At 43.5% G+C, this 18,680-nt stretch carries 17 protein-coding genes; 4 read left to right on the top strand and 13 right to left on the bottom strand.

What is annotated here, in order from left to right; translation table 11 throughout:
- Nucleotides 1-18: 18 nt before the first annotated feature.
- From lipA to leuS, 13 genes are all read right to left on the bottom strand, one after another.
- A complete protein-coding gene (lipA, locus tag BIW53_RS17065; protein ID WP_070993228.1) occupies nt 19-1,005 on the bottom strand; it encodes a lipoyl synthase in 987 nt (328 codons plus the stop codon).
- Nucleotides 1,002-1,655 carry a lipoyl(octanoyl) transferase LipB gene (gene lipB, locus BIW53_RS17060; protein WP_070993227.1) on the bottom strand — a complete coding sequence of 218 codons (654 nt, stop codon included), beginning with the start codon at nt 1,653-1,655 and terminating at the stop codon, nt 1,002-1,004. The genes lipA and lipB overlap by 4 nt, the downstream gene beginning before the upstream one ends.
- A 17-nt stretch (nt 1,656-1,672) precedes the next feature.
- Nucleotides 1,673-1,951: a DUF493 family protein YbeD gene (gene ybeD, locus BIW53_RS17055; RefSeq protein ID WP_070993226.1), complete on the bottom strand. Its 279-nt coding sequence runs from the start codon at nt 1,949-1,951 to the stop codon at nt 1,673-1,675.
- Between the two features lie 151 nt (nt 1,952-2,102).
- Nucleotides 2,103-3,266 carry a serine hydrolase gene (locus BIW53_RS17050; RefSeq protein ID WP_070993225.1) on the bottom strand — a complete coding sequence of 388 codons (1,164 nt, stop codon included), beginning with the start codon at nt 3,264-3,266 and terminating at the stop codon, nt 2,103-2,105.
- A gap of 45 nt (nt 3,267-3,311) precedes the next feature.
- Nucleotides 3,312-4,076 (bottom strand): septal ring lytic transglycosylase RlpA family protein, encoded by a 765-nt coding sequence (locus tag BIW53_RS17045; RefSeq protein WP_084228227.1) that lies wholly within the window; start codon nt 4,074-4,076, stop codon nt 3,312-3,314.
- Nucleotides 4,073-5,182, bottom strand: coding sequence for a rod shape-determining protein RodA (rodA, locus tag BIW53_RS17040; RefSeq protein WP_070993224.1), 1,110 nt, complete (start codon nt 5,180-5,182; stop codon nt 4,073-4,075). The genes BIW53_RS17045 and rodA overlap by 4 nt, the downstream gene beginning before the upstream one ends.
- Nucleotides 5,179-7,053 (bottom strand): penicillin-binding protein 2, encoded by a 1,875-nt coding sequence (mrdA, locus tag BIW53_RS17035; protein ID WP_070993223.1) that lies wholly within the window; start codon nt 7,051-7,053, stop codon nt 5,179-5,181. Before mrdA ends, rodA begins: the two co-directional genes overlap by 4 nt.
- Nucleotides 7,054-7,063: 10 nt before the next feature.
- Nucleotides 7,064-7,534, bottom strand: coding sequence for a 23S rRNA (pseudouridine(1915)-N(3))-methyltransferase RlmH (gene rlmH, locus BIW53_RS17030; protein WP_070993222.1), 471 nt, complete (start codon nt 7,532-7,534; stop codon nt 7,064-7,066).
- Between the two features lie 3 nt (nt 7,535-7,537).
- A complete protein-coding gene (gene rsfS, locus BIW53_RS17025) occupies nt 7,538-7,855 on the bottom strand; it encodes a ribosome silencing factor (protein WP_070993221.1) in 318 nt (105 codons plus the stop codon).
- Between the two features lie 55 nt (nt 7,856-7,910).
- Nucleotides 7,911-8,540: a nicotinate-nucleotide adenylyltransferase gene (nadD, locus tag BIW53_RS17020; protein WP_070993220.1), complete on the bottom strand. Its 630-nt coding sequence runs from the start codon at nt 8,538-8,540 to the stop codon at nt 7,911-7,913.
- 8 nt (nt 8,541-8,548) lie between these two features.
- Nucleotides 8,549-9,586, bottom strand: a complete 1,038-nt coding sequence (holA, locus tag BIW53_RS17015) for a DNA polymerase III subunit delta (RefSeq protein WP_070993219.1) — start codon at nt 9,584-9,586, stop codon at nt 8,549-8,551.
- Complete coding sequence (locus BIW53_RS17010; RefSeq protein WP_070993218.1) at nt 9,586-10,086, bottom strand: LPS-assembly lipoprotein LptE; 501 nt, start codon at nt 10,084-10,086, stop codon at nt 9,586-9,588. Before BIW53_RS17010 ends, holA begins: the two co-directional genes overlap by 1 nt.
- 1 nt (nt 10,087) lies before the next feature.
- Entirely contained in the window at nt 10,088-12,676 is a 2,589-nt protein-coding gene (gene leuS / locus BIW53_RS17005; RefSeq protein WP_070993217.1) for a leucine--tRNA ligase, read from the bottom strand.
- A 345-nt stretch (nt 12,677-13,021) separates the two neighbouring features.
- On the opposite strand from leuS, the gene BIW53_RS17000 reads away from it, so the two are divergent.
- The 4 genes from BIW53_RS17000 to bamJ all read left to right on the top strand — a co-directional run bounded on the left by BIW53_RS17000 (nt 13,022) and on the right by bamJ (nt 18,674).
- Nucleotides 13,022-15,160, top strand: a complete 2,139-nt coding sequence (locus tag BIW53_RS17000) for a TonB-dependent receptor (protein ID WP_070993216.1) — start codon at nt 13,022-13,024, stop codon at nt 15,158-15,160.
- Nucleotides 15,161-15,264: 104 nt separating this feature from the next.
- Nucleotides 15,265-15,723 (top strand): zinc ribbon-containing protein, encoded by a 459-nt coding sequence (locus BIW53_RS16995; protein WP_070993215.1) that lies wholly within the window; start codon nt 15,265-15,267, stop codon nt 15,721-15,723.
- 45 nt (nt 15,724-15,768) lie between these two features.
- The gene (locus tag BIW53_RS16990) at nt 15,769-18,192 is read left to right on the top strand and encodes a Lon protease family protein (protein WP_070993214.1); all 2,424 of its coding nucleotides are present in this window, start codon (nt 15,769-15,771) and stop codon (nt 18,190-18,192) included.
- On the top strand, nt 18,192-18,674 hold the full coding sequence (gene bamJ, locus BIW53_RS16985) for a BamJ family beta-barrel-assembly machinery protein (protein ID WP_070993213.1): 483 nt from the start codon (nt 18,192-18,194) through the stop codon (nt 18,672-18,674). The genes BIW53_RS16990 and bamJ overlap by 1 nt, the downstream gene beginning before the upstream one ends.
- Nucleotides 18,675-18,680 lie beyond the last annotated feature (6 nt).

Below are 18,680 nucleotides of genomic sequence, written 5' to 3'. Positions count from 1 at the left end.
AGTACAAAATAGCGTTGTTTAGTCGCGCTTAACGTTGTAACTCACAACTTCTTTACCAGCAGCTTGTTGGTCTGCGTGGTAGCTCGAACGGACGAACGGCCCACACGCAGCATGAGTAAAGCCAATCTCATCGGCGTACTCTTTTAATGCATCAAACTCAACAGGTGGCACGTAACGTTTAACAGGAAGGTGATGCTTTGATGGTTGTAAGTACTGACCAACGGTAAGCATGTCTACATTATGTTCACGTAAATCACGAAGCACTTCTTCTATTTCAGACATCTCTTCGCCCAAACCAACCATCAGGCCAGACTTGGTTTTAACCTCTGGGTGGGCTTCTTTAAAGCGACGTAACAATTCCAAAGACCACTTATAATCGGCGCCAGGTCTTGCCAACTTATACAAACGTGGTGCGGTTTCTAGGTTGTGGTTAAATACATCTGGTGGCGTTTGCGTCAAGATTTCTAGCGCCCGCTCCATTCTGCCTCTAAAGTCTGGTACCAAAATTTCGATGGTAATATCTGGATTGTGCTTACGAATAGCAGTAATACAATCTGCGAAGTGCTGTGCGCCACCATCACGAAGATCATCTCTGTCTACAGATGTGATAACCACATAACTTAATTTCATGTCTTTTATCGTTAACGCGAGTTTTTCAGGTTCTTCGGCATCCGGTTTAAGTGGGCGACCATGTGCAACATCACAAAATGGACAACGACGGGTACAGATAGCTCCTAGTATCATAAAGGTTGCAGTACCGTGGTTAAAACATTCTGATAGGTTAGGACAAGATGCCTCTTCACATACCGAGTGCAGACCATGTTTACGCATCGCTTGTTTGATACCATCAATACGCTCGCTTGATTTTGGCAGGCGGATCTTCAGCCAATCAGGCTTTCTTAGCATTTCCTGTCGTTCAGTTGGGAGTACTTTTACTGGGATCAATGCCATTTTTTCAGCATCGCGAAGCTTTACCCCTGGCTCCATTTTTACTGGTTTACTCATTCGTTTTCAAACCCTTCAGTTTGCTCAACATGCTGCGCATTAAGTCGCTTCAACATGTGTTTGACTAGCCCATTGCCAACCTCAACCATAGAGTCTGGGCCATTTAATTCACTGGTTTGTACCATATTCATACCGGCATAACCGCATGGATTAATTCTTAAAAAAGGCGACATATCCATGTTTACATTGAGTGCTAGGCCATGAAAAGAACAGCCGCGACGAACTCTTAATCCTAAAGACGCAATTTTACTTTCGCCAACATACACGCCCGGAGCATCAGCTTTGGCATAAGCATTGATATTATGCTCTGCTAGAAAATCGATGATACATTCTTCTAGCCATGTTACCAGTTCTCTTACACCAATCTTTAAGCGTCGCAGATTAAATAAAACGTACATCATCTGCTGTCCTGGGCCGTGGTAAGTTACTTGACCACCCCGATCTACTTTGATCACCGGAATATCACCCGGCGCTAATAGGTGCTCATCTTTACCTGCTTGACCTTGAGTGAACACAGGTTGGTGCTCAACCAGCCAAATCTCATCAGCGCTATTATCATCACGCTGGTCGGTATAAGTTTGCATCTTTTGCCAAATAGGTTCATAGCAACGTCTACCTAACTGGCGAACTATAACGGTATGTTGACTCATAATGATTCGGTAATCCGTTACAGTACGTAACGTACGTCTTCTAGTGAGCCAATCTCGTTATAGATCTGTTCAATATGTTCTTTTGATGTCACTGTTACCACTACGGTGATAGATTCATAAGTGCCTTTACTGCTTGGCTTGACTTTTGGTGCATAATCACCCGGTGCGATTGCCTGTAGTTTCGTCAGCACTTGATCCGTCAGGTTTACATTTGCAACACCCATAATCTTAAATGTGAATGGGCATGGGAATTCTAAGTACTCGTCAAACTTAGTATTTTTAACTGGCTTTACCAAAACGGTGTCCTCACAACTGGAACTTGCTTGTATCAATCACAAGCTTGGCTAATCGAGTTAGTGTTCTAACCCTGAATAATTGCGGCATTCTACCATTTTTGTGACAAAAAAAAACGCCTCCAGAGGGAGGCGTTTATTTATACTTTTTAAATTATTGCATGATCTGTAAACGTAGGTAGTCGTATATTTTGCTGAAAAAGCTACCTTCACCTACTTCTTCAAGGGTAACAAGTGGATATTGCGCAATTTCTTCGCCTTCTAACTGTAAAAACAATGTACCTACTTTACTGCCTTTAGCAAGTGGCGCTTCTAGGGTTTTGTCTAGCTCGAAATTAGCTTTCAAGTTTTTACGCTGTCCACGTGGGATAGTAATAGGAGTATCTTGCAAAATACCTAAAGATACAGTCTCTTTATTACCCATCCAAATACGTTGCTCTGCGAAGCTATCACCAGCTTTGTATGGTGTAATGGTTTCGAAAAACCTAAACCCATAGTTGAGTAATTTTTTACTTTCGACTTTACGCGCACGCTCACTGGCCGTACCCATTACAACCGCTATTAGGCGCATGTCATCTTTAACCGCTGAAGTAACCAAACTGTAGCCAGCTTCAGAGGTGTGGCCTGTTTTGATCCCATCCACTTCAAGGCTTGCATCCCACAGCAGGGTGTTACGGTTATATTGTTTTATACCGTTATATGTAAATGATTTCTCTTTATAAAGAGCATACTCATCTGGCACATCTCGAATTAAAGCCGCACCGAGTGTCGCCATATCGCGAGGTGTTGTGTAGTGTTCGTCAGTATCAAGGCCATGGCTGTTGATAAAGTGGGTATTGGTCATGCCCAATTTTTCAGCGTGAGCATTCATAAGATCTGCAAATGCACTTTCACTGCCTGCGATATGCTCAGCCATCGCAACGCAAGCATCATTACCCGATTGAATGATAATACCGCGGTTTAAATCATCAACACTAACCTGCTTGCCCACTTCGATGAACATTTTCGAAGACTCAGGAAAGTTTTTAGCCCAAGCCTTTTCACTGATAGTTACCATATCTGCGCCAGAAATATTGCCTGCGTTAATTTCTGTGCCAATAACGTAACTTGTCATCATTTTAGTCAAACTGGCTGGCGCTAATTTCGTGTCGGCTTCACCCTCAGCAATGACTTTGCCCGTTGTGAAATCAACTAAAAAATACCCTTTAGCGTTAACTTGAGGAGGAGATGGCAGAATCTGTGCATTAGCCGCAAAAATTGAGGCTGAACAGACAAGGCCGCAAAGTTGAGTGATAAATTTCGATTTTAATAAAGTCATTATGCTCGCAATTTTAATTTAGTTAGTCAGCGTCACCGCAATATTCTAAAGTTGTTGTTCACTATAAAGCAAGAAGGCTTGGCTAAATTGGCCTTTTCGCAAACTATTCAGTACTGATTGTGCCTGATTATCATCTTGCATTGGTCCTAAACGCAGCTTGTACAATCCATTTTCTAATGTGATGACATTAGTGATGGCCGTTTTTTGTTCAAGAGCGTGCGCCATTGTTTGTATTTTGTCTAATTGACTGCCTGCAGCCACTTGAATGTAGGTTAAGCGGGGCGCTTTTCTTGATAGGGTAATCGCCTCTACCTTAACTTTGGCTGTACCATTTAAGTGGTAACCTAGTTTGTATGCTGCGGCATAGGACAAATCAATAATTCTATCATCATGAAATGGGCCGCGGTCATTAACTCTGACAATTGCGCTTTTCCCATTATCTAAATTTGTTACTTTAACGAAGCTCGGCAGTGGCAAGGTTTTGTGTGCTGCGGTCATATCAAACATATTAAACACTTCGCCATTAGAGGTATGATAACCGTGGAACTTTCGGCCATACCATGAAGCAGTGCCTTGTTCTATGTAGCCGTGTTCATCAGACATTGGAGTATAGCGTTTACCCATGACCACATACGGGCGTCCGGTGCTGGCGCTCTTGGCTTCGTTGGTAACTATTGCATCTTGCATTTCTAGCTCGGTTGGCGCTCTTAGCGGGGCTTTGTCGTGCTTGATATGGTAACGGCTGCTGCATGCGCTGAGTAGCAAAAGCAGCATAATGCTCAAGCTCAGATGTAACTGCTGTTTACTCATGATTTTAAAAGCATCCTCTTATCTGTTGCGATAGCCATAATAATGCCAAATCCAGCCATTAAGGTCACCATTGAGGTTCCACCATAACTAATCAGTGGTAGCGGTACACCAACCACTGGCAGTAATCCTGATACCATCCCGATATTTACAAATACATATACAAAGAATGTCAAAGTAAGTGCACCGGCTAACAGTTTACTAAAGGCATCTTGAGCACGGACGGCAATATATAAACCTCGACCAATAATAAACAAATAAAGGCTTAATAATATCACTACGCCAAATAAGCCAAATTCTTCACTGAGGACGGAGAAAATGAAGTCAGTGTGGCGCTCCGGTAAAAACTCTAATTGTGACTGTGTTCCCTGTAACCAGCCTTTGCCCTCAACACCACCTGAACCGATGGCAATTTTTGACTGAATAATATGATATCCAGCACCAAGAGGGTCACTCTCAGGGTTTAAAAATGTTAAGACCCGCTGTTGTTGATAAGCGTGCATACCATAGTGCCAAAAAGCAAATCCGGCAGGTCCTGCCAACAGTGCAAATATACCGATGAGCTGCCAGCTCAATCCCGATAAAAATAGTACAAAAATACCCGAGCTGGCGATAAGAATTGAAGTGCCTAAATCAGGCTGCTCTTTAATTAGGACCGTGGGCACTATAACTATTATAAAACCGACGACCAGATTCCAAATAGAGGGGGGAAGTCGGTGTTGACCTATGTACCACGCGACCATCATAGGCACGGCAATTTTCATAATCTCAGAGGGTTGAAATCGAGTAATACCCAAGTCTAACCACCGTTGTGCACCTTTGCTGCTTACCCCCACAAACAATACTGCAATCAACATTGCTAGACCAACTAAGTACATTGGAATGACAATACGCTTTAACGTAATGGGAGATAGTTGCGCCATAAACAGCATTGCAATGATGGCGCCTGCCATGCGAGTACCATGGCGTATCATCATATTGACATCTTGGCCACTGGCACTATAGACGACGGTTAAACTGCCCACCATCATTAACATTAGGGCCACAAGCAAAGGTAAGTCTAAGTGTACGATTTGCCAAATTGTACGTCGATTGTGTAACGGGGTCATTGAGCCTCCGTATCAAGTGGATACGCAGAAAAGTAATAATCCATGATTTGCCTAGCGATTGGTGCTGCAATTGAACCACCACCAGCTTTTTGGTTTTCTACGATGATAGCAACGACTATTTGGGGGTCATCAAACGGGGCAAATCCTGTGTATACTGCGTTGTCTCGGTGCCGCTCTTTGAGCTTTTTAGCATCATATTTTTCGCCTTGGGCGATACTAACAACCTGTGCCGTGCCTGTTTTCCCTGCAGGATCATAGGTCACACCCTTGAAGGCTTTGTGGGCTGTACCTGAGGTTTTTGTTACGGTGTTATGCATGGCATCCAGTGCTATTTGCCAATGGTGTGGGTTTTTGAGCTGTACAGGTGGCTTTTCTTCTGTGAATAATTGAGTGATGTTTTCTTCCTGTCTGGCTACTTGCACCAAATGTGGCTGGCGGTGAACACCGCGATTGACCAAAATGCTCAATGAATTAGCGATTTGGATTGGTGTTGCTGTCCAATAGCCTTGACCTATACCGACTGAAATTGTATCACCTGGCCACCAGTTTTCTTTAAATCTTGCACGTTTCCAGTCGACCGTAGGCAATATGGCAGTCGTTTCTTCGTGGATATCAATACCAGAGAGATCACCAAAGCCGAATTGATCCATAAAGTCGGCTATCTTGCTTATGCCTAGCTTGTAGGCAATTCGATAATAATAGGTATCACATGACTCTTCAATTGCGCGGTATACATTAACGTGACCATGTCCCCAGCGTAGCCAGTCTCGCCATTTATGGTCAACGTTAGGAATTTGAAAAAAGCCAGGATCCCAGATCTCAGTTTCTTCGGTTACGATACCCTCTTCTAAGCCTAAAATAGCAAGATGTGGCTTGATGGTTGAAGCAGGGGCGTAGCGGCCTTGTGTAACACGATTGATCAGCGGTCTATCCTCATTGAGCAGTTTCTTATAGTCTTCGCTGCTGATACCGTGTACGAACAAATTGGGGTCATAGCTTGGGTTTGAGTACATAGCTAGGATCCCACCATCTTTTGGGTCGATAGCAATCACTGCACCACGGGTATCTTTTAAAGCGTGTTGGGCAATTTGTTGTAGACCAATATCCAGAGTTAACACCAAATCTTGCCCAGGAACGGGGGGCTCAACACTCAGAGTGCGTAGTACACGGCCACGATTATTAACTTCTACGCGTTGTGAACCGACTATGCCATGTAGTTGCTCTTCATAATATTTTTCAATGCCGCGCTTACCTATATCGTGGGTGGCTCGGTAATTGGTTGCCTGCCCATCAATTTCTAGCTCTGCAAGTTCTTTTTTGTTGAGTTTGGCGACATAACCAAGGGCATGGGTGAGTGTATCGCCATATGGATAATGTCGAGATAAACGCGCTTCAATACTAAAACCGGGAAATTTATGCTGATTTACGGAGAAAATGGCAACTTCCTGTTCATTCAAACGGGATTTAAGTACTTGACTCTTAAAACGACGGTTGTTGCGTATGTCTTCTAAAAACTCTTTGGTTTGCTGATCGGTGATGGGGATCAGTTTGCTTAACTGTTGCAAGCTCTGGGTTAAGTCTTCAACATCTTCAGGGACCACTTCTAGATTGTAAACAGGGCGGTTTTCAGCAAGCAAGACCCCATTTCTGTCGTAAATCAGCCCACGGTTGGGCGCGACAGGGATAACTTTGATACGGTTATCATTTGAGCGGGTTTTATAGGTATCGAAGTCTACAACTTGCAGGTTGTAGACATTCATCAACAAAATACCGATTAGAGAAACTACGAAAATAAAGCCAATAAATGCGCGACGGGCAAAGAGGTTTGCCTCGGCTGAATGGTCGCGGATCGTTGGCCTTTTTTTCAACATCGTTTAATAACTATTCTCTATGATATGGGTGGTTGTTGTTCAAGCTCCATCCACGATAGAGGCTCTCTGCAACAATAATTCGCACCAAAGGGTGCGGCAAAGTTAAATTAGATAATGACCACTTCTGCTCTGATGCTGCGATACATTCAGGGGCTAAGCCTTCCGGGCCGCCAATGAGTAAGCTTATATCCCGACCATCTAGCTGCCACTTTTGCATGTTACTTGCTAGTTGGTGAGTATCCCATGGTTTGCCCGTTACTTCGAGCGTAACGATACGATTACCTTTTGGGATAGCAGCGAGGGTTTTTTCACCCTCAACCTGTAAGATGCGCTTTATATCGGCATTCTTTCCACGCTTGCCTGCTGGGATTTCAATTAATTCCAGTGGCATATCTTTGGGAAAGCGTCGTTGATATTCTTTAAAGCCAGTTTCTACCCAAGCAGGCATTTTAGTTCCAACAGCAACTAACTGAATCTTCAAAGTTTAGCCCCAAAGTTTTTCAAGATCATAGAGACTTCTGGTTTGATCTTGCATGACATGCACAACCACATCACCGAGATCAACTAATACCCATTCACCAACATCTTGGCCTTCTTGCCCTAAAGGCTCTTCACCTGCGTGACGGGCTTCTTTTGCAACATGCTCTGCGATTGACTGTACATGACGTTTTGAATTGCCTGAGCAAATAACCATATAATCCGTGACTGAAGATACGCCGCGTACGTCTAGTTTTACTACATCGCGGGCTTTCATATCGTCAACTTTGTCCAAGGCAAAGTCTAAAAGTTGTTCAGAATTCAAGTGTATTTCTCTTCACTAAATAAAATAATCGGCGATTCTATCACAGCATACACGCTTATTCAGCATACAGGAGGTGCTCATTAATGTAGTTTATGACCTTTTCATTGAGTAAATGTTCCGTATTTTCTCTATTTTTTAAACGCTTACGTATTTCACTTGAGGCAGCATCAAATTTTTGCCCTGATAAAAAGTAGCACAATCCTCCCAATTTATGATGTAAGGCACTGCTGTCTAAAGTATGGGATTGAGCTAAATAGTCGCTGAGCTCTGTTGTTGTTGATAGTATCTCGCCCGGTCTTTGATATACCACGATGTGGCAAAGCTTGGTGATTTCTTGCCATTTAAACCAACTTGGCAGGCTGTTGAAGGAGTCCATGCCCATTAAAAATACCAACGGCGTATTTGGGTGTTCGACGCGACACTCTTGCAAACTGAGTAGCGAGTAAGAGGGTCCCTGTCTTTTGAGCTCTCTGTGATCTATCTTAAATTTGGGGTTATCTTTGGTAGCTAATAACAACATGGCTAAGCGATGTGTGTCGGTTATGCCTGGTTGTGCTTTATGTACAGGTACGGCACACGGTAAAAAATGTAATGCATCCAAAGACAGTTCATCAATACACTGTTTTGCCATGTTTATGTGGCCAAGGTGGATAGGATCGAATGTACCGCCAAATAATGCAATCATAAAAGTGGTTAGCTTAATGGTTGGTGAGGTAATGAAAAGTTAACTGGTTGGCAAAACGCCAGAGCAATATGTGCGAGTGCCTGATATGGAGTTACCATCTCAGCACGTTTATAAGCGGAATCAAATTGAGCCAGCAAGTTAACAAGGTTCTCTATTTGGGCCAGTGTTAGGCGGTCGAGTGCTTGCGATGTGTTTGCTTGCTGATTTTTCCATACCCCATGTTGTTTAAACAGCTGAGAGATATTCTGTCCCGACTGTAAGCCTTGTTTAATCGTCAGTAAGGTTTGAGCTTCTTTGTTTAAATTCCAGACAATACTTGCAGGTTCAACATTATCATCAGCCAGCTTAAGCATGACTTTAATGACTTGTTTGGCATTGCCACTGAGCAGCGCGGTGTTGAGGTCAAAAATATCAAACTTTGCTTGGTTTAGCAGCCCCATTAATACCTGTGACTGCTCGATAGGTTCAGACTTATATAATAAGGAAAGTTTCTCAAGTTCCTGATGTGTGGCCAGCAGATTACCTTCAGTCGCGGCGAGTAAACTGCGCTTCGCATCGCCCGCAATATTCAGTTTTAGAAGTCTACATTGGTCATCTAACCAACGATTCAGGTGATTGCCCGTTAACACGTAGCAGGGCACAAATAGGCCTTGTTTGTCTAGGGCCTTAAACCAAGCTGTGCGCTGAATATCCTGACCTGCTTTTGCGCCTTTTAAAATTAAGATTACGTCGGGGTTTGGGTTCTCACTCAGTGACTTAAATACTTGGCTGCCTTGGGTGCCAGGTTTTTGCTGGTTTAGATCAAACTCGATAAGGGTCCGTGCGCTAAACAGTGACATACTATTATATTGTGCAATAAGTTCTTGCCAGTCGAATCCGGGTAGCAGGGTAAATTTAATTACCTCATCAAAGCCTTGCTTTTTGGCTACTTGCTTGATCTCTAATACGCAATTAGCCTCTTGAAAAGGCTCTTCACCAAACACCATATAAAAAGGAGCTAGAGCGTGCTTTAACTGCGGGGTTAGTTGATTTGCGTAACAGCGCATTATAGTTGGGATAACTCGCGAACAATACGTTTACTGGCAAGCTGACGTAACTCGTTAAGCAGTAATTCAAGTTCTTTGGCTTTTGCTAGGGCGTTATCAGGGTCGTCTTGATAGTTTCTATACAACTCAAAACGTTGTTCTACAGGCTCTTGGTCTGGTCGAGTTACACGATAAGAAACGCCATATGCTAGCTGATACTGTGCAACCTGACCATTTTTAAACAAACTCAGTGTTTGGCGCTCTAAGGTATCACGGTATAGGTGTAATTGAACCAGTTGATTGTCAGCTGGAGCATCGTCGACCAACGTTACTTTGGCTTGTTGAAGATCATTGCTGAGTAACTCGTAGAGTTCGGCACGTTTATCGTCACCGCTGAGCACAATAGTGCGCATCTCAATAGGCAGGTAAGAGGCTTTCTTTAAATGAAAGCCACAGCCTGATAACAAAACACAGACTAGCAAAAGCGCTAATCCGTGTTTAATCAAAGCTCCAAGACGCATCTTAGTTAGCTACCACGTTGAGGAGTTTACCAGGTACGTATATCACCTTGCGAATAGTCTTATCATCGGTGAATTTAGTCACGTTCTCATCAGAAAATGCAAGAGCTTCAACTTGCTCTTGTGTTGCATCAGCGGCTACAGTGAGTTTAGCTCGAAGCTTACCGTTAACCTGAACAACAATCAGCTTTTCATCTTCTACCAATGCAGTTTCATCCACCTGTGGCCATGCCGCATCAAGAATATCGCTCTCATTACCAAGTTCTAACCACAACTGATGACACATGTGCGGCGTGATAGGCGCAAGCATGATTACCATTGCGTTGAGTGCTTCATTAGCTAGGGCAATATCTTGCTCGTCGTTAAGTGGCGCTTTTGCTAGCTTGTTTGATAGTTCCATGATTGCTGCAATTGCTGTATTGAACGTTTGACGACGAGATAAATCGTCAGTGACTTTGGCAATAGCTTTGTGAATTTCACGGCGCAGCGCTTTTTGGTTACTATTTAGTGCAGTAACGTTCAACTGTGCTTTACCTGCAGCGTTAACGTCTACAGCGTATTTCCAAACGCGTTTAAGGAAACGGTGTGCGCCTTCTACGCCTGAGTCTGACCATTCAAGCGTTTGCTCTGGTGGTGCCGTGAACATCATGAATAAACGGACTGTGTCAGCGCCGTACTGTTTAATAACCGTTTGCGGGTCAATACCGTTATTTTTTGACTTAGACATTTTACTCATGCCAGAAGAGAATACCGGTTGGCCATCTTCTTTGTGCCACGCTTTAGTGACACGACCTTTGTCATCCGTTTCTGTCTGTACGTCAGTTGGTGAGATCCAAATATCGCCGCCTTTTTCATCTTTACGATAGAAAGTATCGGCCAATACCATACCCTGACACAACAAGCGCTCAAATGGCTCGTCAGAATTAACTAGGCCAAAGTCACGTAACAGTTTGTGGAAGAAACGAGAGTAAAGCAAGTGTAAAATTGCGTGCTCAATACCACCAATATACTGATTTACTGGCAGCCAGTAGTTTGCAGCGCCAGGCTCTAACATGCCTTCGTCGTAGCGTGGGCTACAGTAGCGCGCATAGTACCAAGATGATTCCATGAAAGTATCGAACGTATCTGTCTCGTGGAATACAGGTTGACCATTCATTGTGGTTTTTGCCCACTGCGGATCTGCCTTAATTGGTGAAGTAACACCGTTCATCACAACATCTTCAGGCAGGCGCACTGGCAGCATATCTTCAGTTGCAGCCAGTTCTTGACCATTTTCGTCGCTTAGCATTGGGATAGGAGAGCCCCAATAACGCTGACGACTTACACCCCAGTCGCGCAGGCGGAAGTTTACTTTACGCTTACCAGCATTTTGCGCTTCTAGTTTGTCAGCAATGGCGTTAAATGCGGCATCGAAATCAAGCCCATCAAACTCACCTGAGTTGACTAACACGCCTTTTTCAGTGAAGGCTTCTTTGCTTAAATCTGCGACTAACTCAGAGCCTGCTTCTGGTGCAATCACTTGTTTGATCTCTAGGCCATAAGCGGTTGCAAATTCAAAGTCACGTTGGTCATGACCTGGTACTGCCATTACCGCACCTGAGCCATAATCCATTAATACGAAGTTTGCGACCCAAATTGGAACTTCCTGACCTGTTAATGGGTGAATGGCTTTAAAGCCAGTATCAATGCCTTTTTTATCCATGGTTGCCATGTCGGCTTCTGCAACCTTGGTGTTTTTACATTCTTCAACGAACGCTGCTATCGCTGCGTTGTTCTTTGCTGCCTCTTGTGCAATCGGGTGAGCTGCTGCAACGCCAACATAAGTCACACCCATGAAGGTATCAGGGCGCGTGGTGTATACCGTGAAAATGTCGTTGTTGTCTGCGCGTTTAAAATCGATTTCTAACCCTTCAGAACGGCCAATCCAGTTACGTTGCATGGTTTTCACCTGCTCTGGCCAGTCTTCAAGTTTATCTAAATCATCTAGCAACTCTTGTGCGTAGTCTGTGATTTTAATAAACCACTGTGGAATTTCTTTTTGTTCTACAATCGCACCTGAACGCCAACCGCGGCCGTCAATAACCTGCTCGTTAGCGAGTACGGTTTGGTCAACTGGGTCCCAGTTGACGGTAGACATTTTTTTGTAAACTAAACCTTTTTCATAGAGCTTTGTGAAAAACCATTGTTCCCACTTGTAATATTCAGGGTGGCAAGTTGCGATTTCACGATCCCAGTCGTAACCAAAACCAAGTTGTTTAAGCTGGTTACGCATGTAGTCGATGTTCTCATAGGTCCATTTTGCAGGGGCTGTGTTATTTTTGATTGCTGCGTTTTCAGCAGGTAGACCGAACGCGTCCCAACCCATAGGTTGCATCACGTTTTTACCCTGTAAACGTTGGAAGCGAGATACCACATCACCAATAGTGTAGTTACGAACGTGACCCATGTGCAGTCGACCACTAGGATAGGGGAACATTGAGAGACAGTAATATTTCTCTTTGCTCTCGTCTTCGACGACTTTAAATGTCTTGTTCTCTTCCCAATATTGTTGGACTTTTGACTCAATGTCTTGCGGGTTATATTGCTCTTGCATCTACGTTTCCAGACTTCTTGCAAATTGATAGAAAATTGCCCGATAGCATACCCGAATTTGACCCGCAATCACAGCACCTAAGGCGTAATTATTTTAGCCAATTGTTTGTACGTGAACGTATGTTTATCAGCGGGTGTAAGAACAGTGACATAGGGGGTAAAGGTGGCCCTAAATGGAATGCCTATTGGTGTCGCTACAATAATTGCAAAAATTAACGCAAATACTAAATGATATCCATAAATAGAAATGAGAGTGGTTCTTATTTCTATTGATCTTTGTTGATTTCCACCATACTATATCGCCGCTTTTTAAATCATTATTATTCTAAATCCAGCAAGGATACCCATGTTAAAATCGACTCTCAGTATACTAGCGGTTTCTATAAGTACAGCGGCTATCGCAGAGAACTCTCGTGTTGAAAACTCTCAAAATTCAGATATGGAACATGTTGTTGTTTCTGGAAGCCGAGTATTTGAAAGTATTGACGAGGTACCAGCCTCAATTACCGTCATCAGTCAAAAGCAAATCGAAGAGCACCTGCAGGTAAATCCCGAGTTGCAAAGTTTGCTGTCGCAAATCGTGCCGGGCCTCGCCCCCGATACCGGTAGTTCAAGCAATACCGGCCAATCATTGAGGGGCAGAGCACCATTGGTCATGATTGATGGGGTACCCCAGTCAACTCCATTGCGTAATGGCTCTTTGGGTATAAAAACATTAGACCCTAGTGCGATTGCGCGTATCGAAGTGATCAAAGGTGCGACCTCTATTTATGGTAATGGTGCCTCAGGAGGCATCATTAACTATATTACAAAACAGGCCAGAAGCGGTGAAAAAGCGAGTGGTGAAATTAGCTTGTCTAGCCGTTTTAGCGCCGTAAAAATAGCAGAGAGTGCCGGTGGACGAGTTGCAGGAGCCATTAACGGCCGCGTTGACCAACTTAGTTATTTAGTGACGGCCAGTTATGAAGAAAACGGGGTTCAGCGTGATGCACAGGGCGATATTCTTGGTTTGCAATATGGCCTTTCGGATACCGTGACTGAAAACTACTTCACTAAATTGGGTTATGACCTCGATGAAGATAAGCAAGTACAATTTAGCTACAACTTCTACAGCTCGCAGCAAAAAACAGACTTGGGTGATGTATTTGGCAATATGAATTTGGGTGAAAAGTCATATGCTATTCACATGCCCCCAGCCCAGCAAAAACAGGGTAAACCGCAAGGCCCTAAGGGCAATGAAAATGTGACTTTGAAATATACAGATCAAGCCATTTTTGCTAACACACAACTGACGCTTGATGCCTATAAGCAGGACATAGAGAATGTATTTTTCTTCTCACCTAGCCTTGCTAACCCAGATGAAGGTTATACGGGCGGCCAATCAATTATCCGCTCGGAAAAGCAAGGTGCTAGAGCAACGTTTAATAGCTTAATTGATTTTAATGACAATGTGCAGGCCACGTTTATCTACGGGGTGGATGCATTAAATGATGTTACCTCTCAACCACTCGTTGATGGCAGGAACTGGGTACCAGAAATGGATATGGACAGCCTTGCGGGCTATTTGCAAACCAAATGGATTATTGCTGATGATTTGGTGATTAAAGCGGGAGTTCGAGAAGAAAGCATAGATATTGCGGTGGCAGATTATCGTACTTTGAAGCTATGCCGCACGGCTGATACCTGCTCTGTGCCGTTTGATGTAAAAGGTGACACGGTTAATCATGATGCAACCACTTACAATGTGGGGGTAAAGTATAATGGTGATGACAAATTTAGCCCATTCGCAAGCTACTCACAGGGATCTGATATTTCTGATATCGGACGTTTACTGCGCAGCGCTACGGTGACAGACATTGCTAACATCCAAACTGAGGCATCTATTATCGACAGCTATGAAGTTGGCTTTAACTCTCAGCTCTCAAAACTTCGTTTTGAATTTGCCGCCTACAAGAGCACCTCGGAGCTTGGTACTATTAACAAGCTTAACAAGGTAACGGGTATTTATGAACCAGTACGAGCGCCGCAACGAATTTGGGGCTACGAGGCATTAGTTGATTACACCATCACAGCAACTTTGCAGCTCAATGCTACTTACAGCTATACAGAGGGAAAAAATACCAGCTCGAACGAGTACTTAGGTTCAAAGCATATTAGCCCTCCAAAGTTAACAGCCAACTTGAACTGGCAACCACAAGATGGCTTGTCGATGACACTAAGCTGGTTACATGTGGGTGATCGAAAGCGTTTTGAGAAAAATGACAAAAATGAATATGGTTTAGATCAAGGCCCTGTTGATAGTTATGATGTTTTAAACTTCAGCGGGCAATATCAATTTACCAATCACTGGCAAGGGTTCGTCGGAATTGAAAACCTATTAAATGCTGACTACTTCCCAGCACGTGCACAATCCTATACCTATGGTGGTTACAATGTCAAAGGATTAGGCACCACCGTAACATTGGGTATGAAATATCAATTTTAGCCTGTAACAGGGTTTACCGAATGTATTTGGTAAACCCTAATACATTGAATAGCATAACTGGTCTACACTTATCAAAAGAGGCATTTGATTAGGAGAGTGTAGCAATGGTAGATTATCAAAAATGGCTCAGTCAGTTTACTGATTGGCTAAAAGATGTAAAAGAGCATGAAGTTGATGATCTCGTTGAAAAGTTCATGGAACATCAACAAGCATTGAAAAACCTATCCCAAGAGAAGTTAGCAACATACAAACGCTACTTACGCCGAGATCTGGCTCACCTAAAAGACTACAACAAGTATTACGATGATTTAGCCTGGCAAGAACTTAAAGCGTCTATATGGTACGAGTTGGCACAACTAGAGGACAGAACCCAATTGGAATGGCATTCGTTGTTGCAGGATTTTGATCACAAAGGTACATACAAGCAAGGAGAATGGATAGCCATGGGGCAATTAGTATGTAAGAATTGTGGCAATAAATCGGATGTGTTTTACGCCAGTGAAATTATGCCATGTTCAGAATGCGGGCACGGTGAGTTTGTGCGAAAAGCATTATCCCCATAGAACCTAACCCAATAGTTGTTAGCGTTGAGAAATAAGAAGTTAGGAATGACCAAAAAAATATCGCCATTATCTACCGACGCGCTTGCGCCGTCGGTTTCTGTTACTCATGTCCAATCATGTATGCATAACCCTTACCCTGAGGCGCTTCCGTTCATCGGTCAACAACGAGCACAAAGCGCGTTGGATTTTGCTTTGGGTATGGAGTTGCCAGGGTACAATGTGTTTGTAATGGGGGAAGCTGCGCTTGGTCGTTTTACTATGGTAAAGGACAAACTTGAAGCACACAGTAAAACACGTCCAACACCAAAAGAATGGCTCTACGTTAATAACTATGATGATCACCGCGAACCTATCGCGATGTTTATGCAAGCAGGTCAAAGTAAAGAGCTCGCAGATGACATAGACGAGTTTTTAGATGAGGTTGCAGATACCTTCCCTGCGGCATTTGATAACCCAGGTTATCAACGTAAGAAAAAGTCGATAGATAGAGATTTTGACAACAAATATAATGCAGCACTGACTGCGGTTGAGCAATTAGCTGCTGATAAAAGCGTGGCTCTGCTTGAGGAGAGCAATTTAGTGGGTTTTGCGCCTGTTGTGGACGGAAAACAATTAGATGATAACGAATTTGCAGCACTGGATGAGCACCTTCAAGCCCACTTCATTAATGCCATTGAAGGGTTAGAAGATGCATTGATTGAAGCTCTGCTCGAACTACCACGCTGGAAACGCGAATCATCAGAAAAGTTACGTAATTTAAAAAAATCCACCGTAGAGATGGCTACCAAGCCACTATTGAGAACCTTAGAGCATAAGTATGCTAGCCACATTGGTGTAGTGCGTTATCTTAAGGATTTGCGTACAGAAATCGTAGATGCCGTACTTGAGTGGTTGGACGATGACGCAAGCAGCGATGAAAACAAAGATGATTTTGACGCAAAGGGGATGCTGAGTGACTTTTTTGCGCCAAATATTCTGGTCGAATATAAAGACGATGATCCGGCTCCTGTGGTGTATGAACCTAATCCGACCTTTGGTAATATTTTTGGTAAGGTGGAGTATGCGACATCGCAAGGTACTTTGATCACCAGTTATCGTTCAATTCAAGCCGGAGCGCTGCACCGAGCAAACGGTGGTTATTTGATAATGGATGCTGAAAAAGTCCTAGCTAATCCTCAGGTTTGGGATGGCTTGAAACTGTCGTTGAAAACTCATCAGATCAAAAATGATTTGCCCTATCAGGATAATTCAGTTGGCAGCAGTTTCACTTTAAAACCTCAGTTGATCCCATTGGATGTAAAAATCATTTTGTTAGGCTCGCGAGACTTGTACTACACCATTGGTGAGTATGATGAGGAATTCGCTGAGCTGTTTAGAGTGTTGGCCGACTTTGACTATTATCTGCCAAGCTCCGACAAAATGCAGTACCAGTTTATTAGCAAAGTACAGGATTATGCTTTGCAGACGCTCAATTGTACCCTTACTGCTGAGGCATTCGCTCGCTTACTCAAATTTAGTTATCGACAAGCTGAACATCATACTAAGTTGTCGGCACGTTTTGCTGATGTGTTGGAGTTAGTGGCAGAAGCCAGCTTTTATGCGAGACAAGATGAAGTATCGCAAATCAATTCAGAACATATTGATGAAGCGATTGCAGGCAAGCAATATCGCACCGGTCAATTGAGTGAAAATATGCTCAGTGACATCCAAGAAGGCCACACACTGATAGCAACACAAGGTAAAGCGGTAGGTAAAGTGAATGGTCTGACTGTGCTACACATTGGTGACACTGCATTTGGTACACCGGCACGGATAACTGCAACGGTATATGCCGGGGCTGACGGTGTGATTGATGTCGAAAGAGAGGCTGAGTTAGGTAAAGCAATTCACTCAAAAGGGGTGATGCTACTTACCGGTTATCTAGGAAATAAATATGCGCAAAATTTTGCGCTGACGCTCAGCGCGAATATCGCTATCGAGCAGAGCTATGGTTACATAGATGGAGATAGCGCATCGTTGGCCGAGTTATGTGGACTGATTTCTGCCATTACGCAACTACCCATTAATCAATCATTGGCATTAACAGGTTCAATTAACCAGCATGGTGAAGTACAAGCAATCGGCGGAGTAAATGAAAAAATCGAGGGCTTTTTCAAACTCTGTAAGATGCGTGGTTTAACGGGTGAGCAAGGCGTTATCATACCTAACTCTAACCGCGTTAACTTGGTATTAGATGATGAAATAGTGGCGGCTGTTGCCACTGGCCGTTTCAATATTTATGCAGTTGAAAGTGTAGATGAAGCGCTGACTTTACTGATGGATAAACCTGCTGGAGCTATACAAGATGGCAGTTATCCAAAAGACAGTATCAATGGCTTGGCACTTGAGCGATTGCAGCATATAGCCAATGTGGTCAATGGTGAAGATAAAGATGAAGATAAAGAAAGCGAAAAAGAGAAGGACGCGTAATGTCGACCACAAACATAATTTTACTTGTCGTAATTTTGGTGATGGCAGCTCTTGTATACAAACAGTCTAAACAGCAGAAGCAATCGGCACAGTATAATCGTAGCGCTGCACAGACGTTCTTAGAGCAAAATGCCGACAAACCAAATATCAAAACAACAGAATCTGGCTTGCAATACGAAGTGCTCACTGAGGGGAGTGGAGATACACACCCAACGGCGACGAGCAAAGTTAAGGTTCATTATCACGGTACACTTTTAGATGGCTCTGTATTTGATAGCTCGGTACTGCGCGACAGCCCGATTAGCTTTGCTTTAAATCAGGTTATTCCAGGCTGGACTGAAGGCGTACAGCTAATGAAAGTAGGTGATAAATATCGCTTTTTCATTGGTCCTGAGTTGGGATATGGTGATAGAGCAGCTGGTAAAATTGAACCAGGTTCGCTGTTGATCTTCGAGGTAGAATTACTGGCAATAGAGTCTTAAGTAAGC

Origin of the sequence: Pseudoalteromonas byunsanensis, assembly GCF_001854475.1 — a bacterium.
Lineage (GTDB): Bacteria > Pseudomonadota > Gammaproteobacteria > Enterobacterales > Alteromonadaceae > Pseudoalteromonas > Pseudoalteromonas byunsanensis.
The sequence above is the reverse complement of the archived record's forward strand: the minus strand, read 5'-3'. Positions and strand labels throughout refer to the sequence as shown.

Excerpts from the sequence above, each read along its gene's own strand:
- lipA (WP_070993228.1), bottom strand. The coding sequence starts at position 1,005 with ATGAGTAAACCAGTAAAAATGGAGCCAGGGGTAAAGCTTCGCGATGCT.
- lipB (WP_070993227.1), bottom strand. The coding sequence starts at position 1,655 with ATGAGTCAACATACCGTTATAGTTCGCCAGTTAGGTAGACGTTGCTAT.
- BIW53_RS17050 (WP_070993225.1), bottom strand. The coding sequence starts at position 3,266 with ATGACTTTATTAAAATCGAAATTTATCACTCAACTTTGCGGCCTTGTC.
- BIW53_RS17045 (WP_084228227.1), bottom strand. The coding sequence starts at position 4,076 with ATGAGTAAACAGCAGTTACATCTGAGCTTGAGCATTATGCTGCTTTTG.
- rodA (WP_070993224.1), bottom strand. The coding sequence starts at position 5,182 with ATGACCCCGTTACACAATCGACGTACAATTTGGCAAATCGTACACTTA.
- mrdA (WP_070993223.1), bottom strand. The coding sequence starts at position 7,053 with ATGTTGAAAAAAAGGCCAACGATCCGCGACCATTCAGCCGAGGCAAAC.
- nadD (WP_070993220.1), bottom strand. The coding sequence starts at position 8,540 with ATGATTGCATTATTTGGCGGTACATTCGATCCTATCCACCTTGGCCAC.
- holA (WP_070993219.1), bottom strand. The coding sequence starts at position 9,586 with ATGCGCTGTTACGCAAATCAACTAACCCCGCAGTTAAAGCACGCTCTA.
- BIW53_RS17010 (WP_070993218.1), bottom strand. The coding sequence starts at position 10,086 with ATGCGTCTTGGAGCTTTGATTAAACACGGATTAGCGCTTTTGCTAGTC.
- leuS (WP_070993217.1), bottom strand. The coding sequence starts at position 12,676 with ATGCAAGAGCAATATAACCCGCAAGACATTGAGTCAAAAGTCCAACAA.
- BIW53_RS17000 (WP_070993216.1), top strand. The coding sequence starts at position 13,022 with ATGTTAAAATCGACTCTCAGTATACTAGCGGTTTCTATAAGTACAGCG.
- BIW53_RS16995 (WP_070993215.1), top strand. The coding sequence starts at position 15,265 with ATGGTAGATTATCAAAAATGGCTCAGTCAGTTTACTGATTGGCTAAAA.
- BIW53_RS16990 (WP_070993214.1), top strand. The coding sequence starts at position 15,769 with ATGACCAAAAAAATATCGCCATTATCTACCGACGCGCTTGCGCCGTCG.
- bamJ (WP_070993213.1), top strand. The coding sequence starts at position 18,192 with ATGTCGACCACAAACATAATTTTACTTGTCGTAATTTTGGTGATGGCA.